The sequence below is a fragment of the Novosphingobium oxfordense genome (assembly GCF_044029435.1).
Classification (GTDB): domain Bacteria; phylum Pseudomonadota; class Alphaproteobacteria; order Sphingomonadales; family Sphingomonadaceae; genus Novosphingobium.
In genome coordinates this window covers 577,591-590,614 of the sequence record NZ_CP147007.1, presented here as the reverse complement: position 1 = coordinate 590,614, position 13,024 = coordinate 577,591, and the positions used below count along the sequence as shown (strand labels likewise).

Below are 13,024 nucleotides of genomic sequence, written 5' to 3'. Positions count from 1 at the left end.
CATGACAATCGAACTCAAGATGCCGGCCCTTTCGCCCACGATGGAGAAGGGAACGCTGGCCAAATGGCTCGTCGGAGTGGGCGATATCGTCAAGCCGGGAGACCTCATCGCCGAGATTGAAACCGATAAGGCCACGATGGAATTCGAGGCGGCCGAGGAAGGGCGGCTGTGCGAGATTCTCGTCCCCGAAGGAACGGATGGCGTTCCTGTGGGCGCGGTACTCGCGAAGCTGATGGACGCGGGTGCCCCGCCGGTCGAAGAACGTCCCTGCGTTCCCGAAGCGACTGCCTCACCAGCTCGGGAGGTGGCGCGCCTGACCACGCCGATTGTCGAGCCGCGGCCCGCGATGGTTGGGAAGGCAAGCCCGCTCGCCATCCGGATTGCGGCGATGGGCGGGATTGACCTGCGCGACGTCGTGGGCTCGGGGCCGCGGGGTAGGATAGTCAGGGCCGATCTTGCATTGTCGCCTGCGGCGCGGTCTCTCCCGGAGCAACGGGACAATGCCTCCTTTAGCGCAGGCCCATTTGCGATCCCGGACGTTCCGCACACGCTCGCCAGGCTCTCGGCTATGCGTAAGACCATCGGTCAGCGTCTCTCCGCCTCGAAACTGCAGGCGCCGCACATCTATCTCACGCTGGATATTCAGCTTGGAGCGTTGCTTGCGCTTCGCGCCGAGCTCAATACCAGCCTGCAAAGCCGCGGTATAAAACTCTCCGTAAATGACATGATCATCAAGGCATTGTCGCTTGCATTGATAGAAGTCCCCACCTGCAACGCGATGCTGTCGGGTGATCAGTTGGTCACGTTCGAGCGCGCGGACATTTCGGTAGCAGTCTCGATCCCGGGAGGGCTCATCACGCCGATAATCAAAGGGGCGGATACGAAAAGCCTCTCCACGATAGCAACGGAAATGCGCGATCTTGCGGGCCGCGCCCGGGACGGAAAGCTGAGACCCGACGAGTATCAGGGCGGTACGGCGTCGATCTCGAACCTGGGCATGTTCGGCATTCGGCAGTTCGAGGCAGTGATCAACCCGCCGCAGGCCATGATTCTTGCGGTCGGTGCGGGGGAGGAGCGGCCCTGCAATGTCAACGGCACGCTCGCACTGGCTTCGGTGATGACCGTCACGGGCAGCTTTGATCACCGTATCGTCGACGGCGCGGATGCCGCGAGGCTTCTGGCGGTGTTGAAACGTTTGGTCGAAGAACCGGTCCAGCTTCTTGTCTGACAGTTGAATTCTCGCGCTTCCCGGCGCGGTACCCGGTGGAGGCATTGGCAGGTGATCGCTGCAAAGCAATCCACAGGCCGCAGCAGGTCGCAGAGCATGTGCCCCATGCGCGAGGGATAGCTGACTGCGAACTCCACGTCAGGCACTCTGCAACTGCCAAATCTGGACACCTGCCAAGTCCGGGCGAAGTCGTCGATCAGCCCCGCCACCGAAACTGGCGGCGGCTGCAATACCGGTAGGTCGGTTCGATCGCGGGCGCCGCTGTGCCTCTCGTGCAAAAGTCCCCCAGGCGGAAAGGGCATTGAATTGGTGAGAAATAGTTTGCGTCGATCCGATTTATTATGATGCCGAGGCCCAAAAAATTCCTGGCGGTATACTGGAAGCGGAATTGTCCTCCGCACCTAATGGGAGATAATTTAAGTAAGGATAAGATTTTTTCATTAAATCGTGCGTTGAACTGTTCTATGATGTGGGTGAGTCGAAATGGGGAGGGGAAGATGACTGGAGCCGACCTTCGTGTTCGCTTCGCGCGAATTTCGAACGGCGACATTTTGGGTCAGGTTGCTGACGATGGAGCTGAGAACGAGTGGATACGCGCTGGGGGCGAAGTTCGCATATTTCTCAACGAACCTGGAACGTCATTTCGCGATCCTCGCCCGAGGGGGCTCGGGAGGGTGTATGAAAGCCGGGTCGAAATCGATTTGGCACTTCCCGAATTTGAAGCTAGCAGGCTGCTTGCACAGTTGTCGCAGGGGAATGCAAGCATTGAACTCGAAACACGTGCGGCTGGGGAATACGCTTTCCGAGTATTGTCTTGCGTCGGAAGATCTTTCTTCGGTCCCTTGAACTCGCAAGAGCCGATTGCGGAGCCAGAGCTGTTACCGACAATAGTCAGGCGGCGCTCGGTCGGGAGGGCTTCCATCTGACCCTGCACGAAAACGATTGAGACCACGTATCATCAGGCACTATTTTTCATGATACGAATTCCATTAAAATAAAATCTATGTAAATGGATTTATAGACCTAAAGTTTTCCCGCCTATTTCATAGGGAGGACGTGAGTGACTGATCGAGAGCGTCTGGCCGGACTTTTTCACAAACGCACCGCTGTAACGAGGGAGAAGATATTCGGAGCATGGGACGCAACTCTGCGCCCGTTGGGAGATGGCGGTCAGATACATCTCGCACTGCCAGGAATGGTGAGTGAGAACTACCGGTCTGGAGGTCTCGTAATCGTCTCAATCAGTCCTGCCGGCGGCCAAGTCGATTTGTGTCACACGCCAGGTGACGAAAGATTGCGCCGAGCCATCGAAGCACTGCGTTCAACGGCGGATCTGGAGGCTTTTGAAGAGGTGAACAGGGCTTATCAGGCTGATATGCCGGACCGGGAGACCCAATGGCGGCATATCGACGATATATTGAATGCCGCCCGCCAGAACCGAGGCCAGCTTGCCTTTGCATATTTGATCCCATTCGGAATCCGGAACGACGGAGCCGGCAAGCTTAGCAATCTCGTCATTGAACAGGCCTATCAATCCGGTTTCGTGGACATTCTGAGAGAGCTGGAGCCATCCCTTGTCGTTCCGGTTGATCGGTATTCGGAAGCTGCGACACGTAGGGCCAAGCTGGAAACGGGAATGCCATTCATCGTCATCCCCTACACGGGCAAGCGCGACGCCCAATCGGAGCGGGATGAAGCGCTCGCAGCGATCGCGCGACATTCATTTGGTAGCTCTGAATGTTCCAAACGCATCGACCGCAGCAACAATGCCTCTGCAGAACTGAAAGATATCGAGATCGACAGGCGAGCGGGACATGCAATGTCGCGACGACGATGAGCGGGCGTAACGTGTAGCATGCGGTAACTTGGTCGCAGCGCGCCCGCGTCGGTGCAATGCCCGGTCCTTGTCAGGCCGTACCTCGGCGTCGATCTGCCTTGATGCCATGCTTGGCTCAGGCAGCAGCGCTTGTATGCGAGATCGGACTTGCTCGGCTCGATAATGACGCGCGGCCCGACTTTCCAGTGGTCTCCTTTCTTCTCCGAGCCGATTCTGACCGCCAGTCGGGCACCTCGCGCAGCGAAGTCGGAGGGGGCAGGGGGGCGGCGGGCGCCAGTCCCAGCGAAGGCGACAGGCTTCGGCAGTGAGATCGTGATGCGTATCGAGACGTTGGCCTCAGCTGCGCTCCTCGCTCTCACGCCATTTTCTCATTGCGCGGGGACGGTTGTCCGACCGGGCGCGCCGCAGGATTTCGGGCGCCAACGCGCGCTAACCCGATCATATGGGAGTAAATCCCGCCCCGCCCGGCAGAGGCTGCCGCGCATTCATGTGCCTGCGTCGTCCCAGGAGTTCGTCCCCAGCTGGCCCACGCTTCGAGCGTTTTGTATTGTCGGCTGCATCGCGGCGACTGCGGGTGTCGTCCGTGACGTAATCAGTCCGGCGGGATTGCAATTATTTAAGAGTACAGAGCCACAGGGTTTGTAATACTGTCGATCTCAGGGAGCGGTGCCAGAGTGCCACTTGCTGCCTGCGGTACGGGAAGATCTAACGGATTGGCTATGACATATTAAAGGGGTCAGCGCGAATGAACCGCTAGCCGTGAATTCGTAGCCTTTCCTCGCGGACGCGAAGGTATTTGGCAGTGGTAACGGCGCTGCGATCCTTTGATCATGCATTGGATTATCGTATGACTGTTATTTTGGGCGGAACTATGTCGAAAGAAAATCGAAATGGGCCCCTTTCCCGGTTTTCCTTCCGGCACGGCTCGCTTGCCCTTTTGACAGGAAGCAGATTGAGCAGTGTTCACGCGGCGACATGGTACGGGGGAGCGACGCGATGAATGTTCGAAAACCGCACAGCGATCCTGTCGTCGGCGGCAGGAATCAGGCTGTCCTTCAGTTAAGGTCAGCCGGTCAGACGTTCGAGCAGATCGGGTCATTCCTGGGCGTTAGCGGAGTGCGCGCGGGTCAAATCTATCGCCGTGCCAAACGGGAAGCGGAAGAGATCATGGAGATGACCTCGCTGGTCGTGAGTCCCACGACGCCGATAGATCAGCTGCCCCTCAGCACTCGTACCAGAAGGGCCCTTCTGTTCGGAGGTTTTGACAATGTTTCTGACCTTCTGCCGTTCGACAACGAAAAGCAGCGACGGCTGTCGGCCTTACCCAACCTCGGCCGATCCGGCATGACTGAAATCCGTGAAGCCATGAGCACGCTGGCGAGCGAATGAAAATCCTGTCCAGTTTCTTGCAAACAGCCTGGCGAAACAATTACGCGGCAAGTGGGTATGGCATCCGCCGATGCGCGGCATCCACGCTTCGCCTTGCCGCGCCGCACAAACGACGGGCATGCAAACCCCAAGCTTCCAAAAAGGAATTTATTTGAACAATGTTCTAAAGCTCGTCATGAGGAAATGAAATTTCATTACGCAATGTCGATATTGTCGCGGTCTTGGGCTGAAAAGATTACCCAATACGCAGATTTTGTGAATTTCTATTCAGGTTCATGTGGATCATTTTGCGGCGATGTCATCGCTCTCCATTGGTCGAAGACACTGCCAGCGCCGGTCAATTGGTCGAGAGCAGCGCTGATGAGGCAGGCCGCGGCCAACTCTCCTTCATCGTCGGAGATAATCAGGGCCCCGCGCAAGAGGTCAACTGCTCTGGACAGTTCCGGCGTCAAAGCGCGCCCATTCAAAGACTTCATCAGGCACCCTCCACCAGCCTACTCATCCTGCATCGACGCCCCTTGAGGAGTGTTCATGGATGCGGCTGTGGGTTCTGTAGTAACGTATCAGGCCGTTTGGGGCGCGGATTGCGTTCTAACGGGGCAAAGGTGAGGTGGACCGATTTGGTCGCTGCCTGGTATCTCTCCGGCTTGAATGGGCGATGTCCTCTCGAGTGGCAGGTTGAGGCCGGCCGCTGTCTGACACCGACGGGTCGTTCATCGGCCGTCTTGCGCTCCGGCTTCATTCAATTCTGTAGAGCCGTAGCCGTAAATGCCAAGTGACGCTCGCTGCGGTCATCTGCTAAAATGCCTCCTTCTTGAAGGGATGAAGGGAGAGGGGCTCTAATCATGTGCACGAGAAAGATCGGTAGTACGCAGTATTGCCGGATCTTCTACCATTGGATCTGCCTCGTGATCATGCGGCCGTCATCCACGGTGATCCGCTTTCCGTGACCCCAGCGTGGGTGATTTGCACTTGCCTCAACGACAAGTCGGAAATGATGCAGTTCGAGCGGCCGAAGGTTTCCAGCGCAGCCCTCGCCGGCGACCGAAAGGGACGCCGCACCGCCGGGGTCGCGCGCCGTCCGATTGCGCTCTGGCGGATTGTGGTAGAAATCCCTCAAGTCGCTTGCGGCACGTGCCACAGTCTATTTCCAAGGGAGCGGCGTGCCGGCTCGCGCGCTCGTTCTGTCCGATCGATTCGGAGAAATTTCCCCAAAACCGGGCTGAAATGGGATCTCTGTGGGCCGCAGATTTTCTGAATCGCAATTTCGAGGTTACCCTTTGCTGTGCCGCCTTTGGTTTCAACCGTGGGAGCACGAACTCTCATTGGCTTTGATCGTATTCCATAGGATGGTGGAAGGAACGCCATGGATTGCGTGATCGTCCGCCAGCCTCATCCGCTCCCAAGTTTGCGTTGTTCCGGTTCGATCGTTTCCCGGTGATGCGATTTTTGCCTCAAGCAGCGTTAGCGGCGGGCATGCCGGGAGCAGAATTTCACGCATCTCGCATTTTAGAATTGCGAGGTGTTATCGAAGGTGCGCAAGTCTGCCCATTGTTGAAGGTCGGCGCGGGCATACAGTACTCTGCGTCCGAATTTATGGAAGGGAGGGCCGCCGCCTATCACTCTGTATTTTTCCAACGTTCGCGGCGACAATCGCAGGAATGCGGCTGCCTCGTTATTGATCAGAAACGACTGGCTATCGATTGGATGTTTATCGGGCATCTTGCAGCGATCCTCTCGTGCAATCAGCGCTTCGGTCAGCGCAGGATTGTAGCAGATTCGCTCTGCTGTACAAAGGGCAATGTCTGTTCCGAACTGTCCCCTCCCTGGCTTTGCGAGGGAGCTCACCGGGAACCCACCGCCCCAGCTTCCATTGCCGGCTCTCGGCATCCACGCCTCACGCCGAGCGGGTCCGGGGGGATGATGGGCAGGGGGTGATGGATTTGAATGCGCCGAAAAGCTTTTGCCTTGGTCTCGCAGCGGATTGTGCCTGCCCATGTGGCAAATGCTAGACCTGCGGCGGCCAGGGTGCCGATGAAAGTAACCCTATCGATGATGCTCCGCGAAATCGCAGGCATTGAACTCCGAGGCGCACCCCGGCCCTGCGCATGGCTCGACGGTCGGCTTGCCAGCATCGAGTCGAGAGGTGGCACAAGTGGTCCAGGCGCCGCGCAGGGAGGCTTTGTGGGCCATCCGACGCCTGCATGCAATCATCCCGCGACATGTCACAATCAGTAAGGTCGGGGCTTCCGATCCCTTGCGGAGCCCGGTCCCGCGATTGAGGGAAAACGTGGGGCGGGCGCTCGGCGGCAAGCGCACGGCAGCCAGAGCGACTCCGACAACCGGCCGATGCAATCCACCCGGTCAGCTCCATTGCAAGAGCGCCGTCAAAATGCGTCTAGAATCCGAAATCGGGCATTGCGGGAGCTGCCATGTAACTAGACTTGGCTGCTTGTCTTTGCAGTCCAAGCGGGCCAATTTGGCATTTCAACATGGAACCGGGGATTCGCGTCAGCGCAAACTTCCGTTACCGCGCAAGGGCAAGGAATGGAATGGACTATGAGTTCAAACCACATGAGCGGCCTACCCTTGCGGGCTCGCCGGCCAACCCCGACCATCCGGACCATCGTCGCCGCCTCTATTTCCTGATCGGCATCCTCATCGGCATCACTGGCGGGCTGGCCAATGCCCTGGTCACCGTGAACCTCGTCTTCGCGCAAGGCACCCTGGGGTTGGACAGTAACGAAAGCGCGTGGCTCACGGCCGCTTACCTGATGACCAACGTCACCGCAAACCTGCTGCTGGTGAAGTTTCGCCAGCAGTTCGGTCTGCAGACCTTTATCCGCCATATCATGGTAGTCTATGCAGTCACCACCGTGCTGCACCTTCTGGTTCACGGGTTCTGGAGTTCTGTGGCGGTTCGCGCCGTGAGCGGGGTTGCCGCCGCCGGCCTCTCCACTCTGACCACGCTCTATCTTACGCAGGGTATGCCGCCGGCCAGGCGCAGTATGGGCGCGATGATCGGACTTTCGGTCTCGCAGCTGACAACGCCCCTGGCACGGGTGATGTCTCCCGGCCTGCTGATTTCAGGCGATTGGCATATGCTTTATCGTTTCGAATTGGGGCTGGCATTGGTCACGCTTGCAGCGATAATGACCCTGCCGCTTCCCCCCAGCGAGCGGATCAAGGCCTTCGAACGCCTGGATTTCGTGGCATTCGCCATGCTCGCTCCCGGTCTGTGGCTGTTGATCGCCGTGCTTTCCGAAGGGCGCATCGAATGGTGGACGGAACGGGCATGGATGGGCTGGTCGCTGGCAGCCGGGGTGGCGCTGATCTGCGCCGGCTTCGTGCAGGAACATTTCCGAAGAAACCCGCTGATCAACACCCGATGGATCGGCACGCGCGAGATGCTGCGCCTCTTTGCCGTGGCAGCCATTGTCCGCGTCCTGCTGTCCGAACAGACCTTCGGTTCGGTCGGCCTGCTGAACGCGGTGGGCATGATCAACGACCAGATGGTTCTGCTGAACGGCATCATCGTGCTCGCCTCGATCGCGGGGATGGTGTTCGCGCTGGCCGTGTTCAACCCCGCGCATCCCGGGCGTCTGATCAACCTGGCGGTAGTGCTTATCGCCATCGGCTCCTTTATGGACGCCAATTCCACCAATCTCACGCGCCCCGCGAACCTCTATTTCAGTCAGGGGCTGATCGGCTTTGCCGCGATGCTGTTTCTGGCCGAAACTGTCGCCATCGGCTTCGCGCGCGCACTGCTGGGCGGCGGAAAAAACATGGTGAGTTTTGTGGTGCTCTTCGGGATGAGCCAGAGCCTGGGCGGTCTGGTGGGAACAGCGCTGCTGGGCACTTTCCAGACGCTGCGCGAGAAATACCACTCGCACGAACTGGTGCAGAGCATCATCATGACCAACCCACAAGTTGCAGACCGCCTCCGAGCGAACGCCGGCGCGTTTTCCAGCGTGGTCGGCGACCCGGTGCTGCGGCCGGCGGAAGGGGTTGCGCTCCTCTCCCAGCAAGTGGCGCGGGAAGCGAACATCCTGGCCTATAACGATGTCTTCCTGCTGTCGGGCTGGTTGGCGGTGGCTGCGGTTGTCTGGGGGATTGCCATTCGCCTGGGCATCCGACGGCGCAAGGAGGAATCGCCGATTATCCTGCTCCAGCGCGAAATGCGGGCTCGCAGCGCGGCGCAGGCGACAGCCGGACCCCTGCAGGCGAGCCGGGATTGAGAAAGCAGAGGGCAGGAGTGAAGGACGACAATAACGGTGAACGCGAGACGGCATGGCCCGGCACAGAAGGGGTGGATACCCAGATCAACCCGCCGACCGGCTGGCGCCCGCCCCCCAAGAGCCGCTGGACTGTGGCCGCGATCGTCGTCATGGCGGTACTGGGTGTGCTCTCCATCCTCTATGCCTGGAGCCTCCCGCCTTTCGCGGGATGGTCCCAGAAGACCGACAATGCCAATGTCCGGGGCAAGGTGACAGTGATCAGCCCGCAGGTGAATGGTTATGTCACGTCGGTGCCCGTACGCGATTTCCAGCATGTGAAGGCAGGAGACGTGCTGGCGACGATAGACCGGCGCATATACAAGGCGCGCGTGGAGCAGGCCAAGGCGAACCTTGCCGGGCAAATCGCTGCGCTTTCCAATTCCGAACAGAGCCAGCGGTCGCGCGAGGCAGCGCTGCTGGGGCAGGAAGCCGGTATCGCCAGCGCCGAGGCGCAACTCGTGCGCGCGCGTGCGGACATGAAGCGTGCCGATGCACTGGTGGCGGACGGCTCGATTTCGCAGCGTGAGCGCGACCAGACCCTGGCCGCCCTGCTGGCAGCGGAAGCGGCTGTGCGACAGGCGAGTGCTTCGCGGGCCATCGGCGGGCAGGATGTTCGTTCGGTGATTGTCGGTCGCGGCGGCCTTCAGGCGGCCGTGGAAGCGGCGCAGGCTCAGCTTCATCTGGCGCAGATCGATTTGGACAACACTGTGATCCGCGCACCGGTCGACGGGCGCCTTTCGGAGATCGGCGTGCGCAACGGCGCCTATGTCTCGGCAGCCACGCAGCTCATGTTCCTGGTCCCCGACGACATGTGGATCATCGCCAACTTCAAGGAGGCGCAAACTCGCGATATGCGGGTCGGACAAAGAGCCCATTTCCGGGTCGATGCGCTGGGCGGTGCGCGGCTGACCGGCCGCGTACAAGACATTGCGCCTGCCACTGGTTCCGAATTCGCCGTGCTTCGGTCGGACAACGCCACCGGCAACTTCGTGAAAGTGGCGCAGCGTATTCCGGTGCGGATCACGGTGGATCCCGGGCAGGAACTGGCACAGCGACTGCGGCCGGGCATGTCGGTGGAGATCACTGTGTCGACGAGGAATTGATGCGGCGCTGCGGCATCCTTGCCAGCCTGTCAGCGCTCGTTGCCGGCTGCGCGGGCCCTCCCGTCGCCGTCGCGCCCGTGGAGCCCGTTACTGCGCCCGCCGAGTGGCGGACCACTACAGGGCCGACCGCGCCGCTCGACCGCGATTGGTGGCAGTCTTTCGGCGATCCGCAACTGACGGCCCTCATAGAAGCGGCGCTGGCGCGTAATATCGACATTGCGCAGGCAACTGCCCGCATCCGCGACGCGCGGGCACAAGAACGGCTGGCCCATGCGCAGTTGCTACCCGCCGTCGCAGCCTCGGCTTCAGCTTCGGATGCGCGCAGCATCAATGCCTTCGGCGTTGCGGTGGTCCAACAGGCCGCGGAGCCGGCAGTGCAAGCGGCGTGGGAGGCGGACCTGTTCGGGCGGTTGGCCGACCAACAGGCCGCGGCGCGGGCTGGCTGGCTGGCCAGTCAGGCAGCGCGGGATTCGATCCGCCTCTCTGTCGCGGCGACAGCGGCCTCGGGCTATATCGGCTTGCTCGGTCTCGATGCGCAGCTTGGCATTGCCGAATTGACACTGGATGCACGGCGCCGCGAACTTCAGCTGGCACAGCGCCGGGTCGGTGCGGGATATTCGCCGCGGCTGGAACTGGCTCAAGCCGAGGCCGAGTATCAGGCCACCGCTCAATTGATCCCGACTTTGCGCGAGGCGACGATGCGGCAGGAAAATGCCCTGCATCTCCTTACAGGAGAGGTGCCCGGTCCAGTCACGCGCAACAGCTCACTCGCCGAGCTTATGGAACCGGCAATCCCGGAAGGCTTGCCCTCCCAACTTCTCGCCCGCAGGCCGGACGTGGCTCAGGCGGAGCTGCAGCTTGCCGCCGCGGACAAGTCGCTCGCTGCCGCCCGCAAGCGCTTCCTGCCCCAGCTTCAACTTACAGGATCGGGGGCCCTTGTCTGGTCCTCGCTGTTGGCGGGCGACCCGATCGGTCTGTGGTCGCTGGGAGGCAGCGTTCTGGCGCCAATCTTCCAGGGCGGGCGACTACGCGCCGGCGCAGAAAGTGCGGCAGCGCAGCGTGACAATGCGGCGCTGGCTTATCGCAAGGCCGCGCTCACTGCCTTTCGGGAAGTGGAAGATGCCCTCGGCTCCGTGCGAGAAGCTGACGAACGCATGACTTCCCTGACCGCACAGCGCACTGCCGACGCCGAAGGCTTGCGGCTGGCCACCAACCGCCGCCGCGAGGGTTACTCGCCCTATCTCGAACAGCTGGTCGCCCAGCGAGGCCTGCTCAATGTCGAGTTGAGCCTCGTACAGGCGCGAACCGCGGCGTTACAGGCGCGGGTAGTGCTCTACCTTGCGATGGGCGGTGGCTGGAGCGGCGAGGCGGTCGCGGGGCTGGAAGCTGCTCCCTAGCGATCTGTTCGCCCATGTGCCCGTCAGGACGCTATGCGGCGCGGCGGCTTCCTCACCAACGTCGATCGCCGCCATGGCCTGCTGGCCGTGGGTTGTGCGGCAGGGCGACAATGAGGGGCTCGAAGACTATCCGAATGTGGCTCGCGGGCAGGCTCCCGTCGACCCCTCGCCGGCGATGGCGTGCGCGGCCTGGTGGTTGGAATCGAGTGGCTGGCGCAAAACGTGGACAAGGTCGCTGTTCGCGAGAGCTGCGCGCGCTTCGTCGCCGCAGATGACGGGTCCTTGACCAATCCCAATCGCGCCCGGGCGCGCGCTGCCGGCGGTAAAGCCGATTTTCACGCGCGAGGCTGGAACAGGCAGGTGGACCGGTATAGCTGGCCGATCGCCGACCAGGCAGCTCTGCGGTATTCGCCCGCAGTGGTTCCGTCGACGGAATGCGCAAACCTACCCGGCGCTCAGTCCGACACACGCCCGTCGGGATGTGCGGGAGCGTTGTATGCGGGCGCCGAACTGGCGACCGAAATATCTCGTGAGCGCCGTTCGTTGGCCGTTTGCGATCCAATTTGACTGGATAAGCTGCTACAATATTTTGATTTCCCGGGTTTTCCGAGCCAACAGGTGATTTCCGCCTGATTGGAAAACGCTTGTCTTATGACATTGCGGTCCGTTTGGGTCATGCTGGATTGCCCGGACCGGGGTGGCCACCCCGGTCCGGGCGGAAGGGGACGGATCGCGAAACCGCCGGTCGTTAAGGGACCGGGCTAGAGTAGGATCGCCCCTTTCTTTTCCATCAGGCCCGAACGGATACCGGGGTTTTGGACCCGGATGACAAGCATGGGACAGCGGAAAAGATGAGCGACAATCTATCACAGACGATCGGCATCGACATCTCCAAAGCGAGCCTCGATTGCCATGCCCACCCCACCGGCGTCGAGCGCCAGTTCGCCAACACCGCCAAGGGCCACAAGGCGTTGATAGCCTGGCTACGGCAATGGCCGGTCGAGCGGATCGCCTATGAGGCAACCGGCACCTATCATCGCGCACTGGAGGCGGCGCTGACCAACTGGCCCTGCGTGAAACTCAACCCTGAACGCGCCCGGCGCTTCGCCCAGGCGACTGGCACGCTGGCCAAGACCGATCGCATTGACGCCATGCTGCTGGCCCGTATGGCTGCCACCTTGCAGCCACCCGTCAGACCCGCTCGAAGCGCACAGCAGGCCCAAATGGCCGAGCTCATCAATGCCCGCGACGGCCTGGTTCGTGATCGCACCGCGCTCAAGAATCGCGAGAAGAATCTCACCATTGCCTTTCTCAAGCGCCAGTGTCGCCAGCGGCTCGAACAAATCGATCGGCATATCGAGACCCTCGACACCGAGATCGCCAACCTCATCGCCGCCGACGTGCTACTCGCCCGACGACACCAGATCCTGACCAGCATCGCGGGTGTGGGGAGGCTGACCGCCAACCAGCTCATCGCCACCATGCCCGAACTCGGCAGCCTCGAGAACAAGCAGGCCGCATCGCTCGCCGGTCTTGCCCCCGTCGCGCGACAATCCGGACAATGGAAAGGTAAAAGCTTTATCCGTGGCGGACGCGCCAACGTAAGGCAGGCCCTTTACATGCCGGCCCTCGTCGCCGCCCGATACAACCCCGACCTCAAAGCCAAGTACCAACAACTCCTCGCCGCTGGAAAACCCGCCAAGATCACCATCACTGCCGTCATGCGAAAGCTCATCGTCACCGCAAACGCACTGCTCAAGGCCGATCGATGCTGGGCCCAATCGTTGGCTTGA

9 protein-coding genes are annotated in these 13,024 nt (G+C 60.8%); 7 read left to right on the top strand and 2 right to left on the bottom strand.

Annotated features, from left to right (window positions below; all coding sequences use genetic code 11):
* Position 1: 1 nt before the first annotated feature.
* The 3 genes from WBP07_RS22590 (at position 2) to WBP07_RS22580 (ending at position 4,454) form a co-directional block, all read left to right on the top strand.
* Positions 2–1,228 (top strand): dihydrolipoamide acetyltransferase family protein, encoded by a 1,227-nt coding sequence (locus WBP07_RS22590; protein ID WP_395396101.1) that lies wholly within the window; start codon positions 2–4, stop codon positions 1,226–1,228.
* A 1,060-nt stretch (positions 1,229–2,288) separates the two neighbouring features.
* Positions 2,289–3,065 (top strand): hypothetical protein, encoded by a 777-nt coding sequence (locus WBP07_RS22585; RefSeq protein ID WP_395396100.1) that lies wholly within the window; start codon positions 2,289–2,291, stop codon positions 3,063–3,065.
* A 996-nt stretch (positions 3,066–4,061) separates the two neighbouring features.
* Positions 4,062–4,454, top strand: coding sequence for a DNA-directed RNA polymerase subunit alpha C-terminal domain-containing protein (locus WBP07_RS22580; RefSeq protein ID WP_395396099.1), 393 nt, complete (start codon positions 4,062–4,064; stop codon positions 4,452–4,454).
* Positions 4,455–4,717: 263 nt separating this feature from the next.
* Here the strand turns inward: WBP07_RS22580 and WBP07_RS22575 are convergent, their stop codons facing one another.
* Both WBP07_RS22575 and WBP07_RS22570 read right to left on the bottom strand, forming a co-directional pair.
* The gene (locus WBP07_RS22575; RefSeq protein ID WP_395396098.1) at positions 4,718–4,930 is read right to left on the bottom strand and encodes a hypothetical protein; all 213 of its coding nucleotides are present in this window, start codon (positions 4,928–4,930) and stop codon (positions 4,718–4,720) included.
* 1,033 nt (positions 4,931–5,963) lie between these two features.
* Entirely contained in the window at positions 5,964–6,176 is a 213-nt protein-coding gene (locus tag WBP07_RS22570; RefSeq protein ID WP_395396512.1) for a helix-turn-helix domain-containing protein, read from the bottom strand.
* 830 nt (positions 6,177–7,006) lie between these two features.
* Between WBP07_RS22570 and WBP07_RS22565 the strand changes: the two genes are divergently transcribed.
* From WBP07_RS22565 to WBP07_RS22550, 4 genes are all read left to right on the top strand, one after another.
* Positions 7,007–8,692: an MFS transporter gene (locus tag WBP07_RS22565; protein WP_395396097.1), complete on the top strand. Its 1,686-nt coding sequence runs from the start codon at positions 7,007–7,009 to the stop codon at positions 8,690–8,692.
* Positions 8,693–8,709: 17 nt separating this feature from the next.
* Positions 8,710–9,834, top strand: a complete 1,125-nt coding sequence (locus WBP07_RS22560) for an HlyD family secretion protein (protein ID WP_395396096.1) — start codon at positions 8,710–8,712, stop codon at positions 9,832–9,834.
* Complete coding sequence (locus tag WBP07_RS22555; protein WP_395396095.1) at positions 9,834–11,231, top strand: efflux transporter outer membrane subunit; 1,398 nt, start codon at positions 9,834–9,836, stop codon at positions 11,229–11,231. The genes WBP07_RS22560 and WBP07_RS22555 overlap by 1 nt, the downstream gene beginning before the upstream one ends.
* An 851-nt stretch (positions 11,232–12,082) precedes the next feature.
* Positions 12,083–13,024: an IS110 family transposase gene (locus WBP07_RS22550; protein WP_395396094.1), complete on the top strand. Its 942-nt coding sequence runs from the start codon at positions 12,083–12,085 to the stop codon at positions 13,022–13,024.

Bases quoted from the DNA above. Each gene is read 5' to 3' on its own strand.
- WBP07_RS22590 (WP_395396101.1), top strand. From the start codon at position 2: ATGACAATCGAACTCAAGATGCCGGCCCTTTCGCCCACGATGGAGAAG.
- WBP07_RS22580 (WP_395396099.1), top strand. From the start codon at position 4,062: ATGAATGTTCGAAAACCGCACAGCGATCCTGTCGTCGGCGGCAGGAAT.
- WBP07_RS22575 (WP_395396098.1), bottom strand. From the start codon at position 4,930: ATGAAGTCTTTGAATGGGCGCGCTTTGACGCCGGAACTGTCCAGAGCA.
- WBP07_RS22570 (WP_395396512.1), bottom strand. From the start codon at position 6,176: ATGCCCGATAAACATCCAATCGATAGCCAGTCGTTTCTGATCAATAAC.
- WBP07_RS22565 (WP_395396097.1), top strand. From the start codon at position 7,007: ATGGACTATGAGTTCAAACCACATGAGCGGCCTACCCTTGCGGGCTCG.
- WBP07_RS22555 (WP_395396095.1), top strand. From the start codon at position 9,834: ATGCGGCGCTGCGGCATCCTTGCCAGCCTGTCAGCGCTCGTTGCCGGC.
- WBP07_RS22550 (WP_395396094.1), top strand. From the start codon at position 12,083: ATGAGCGACAATCTATCACAGACGATCGGCATCGACATCTCCAAAGCG.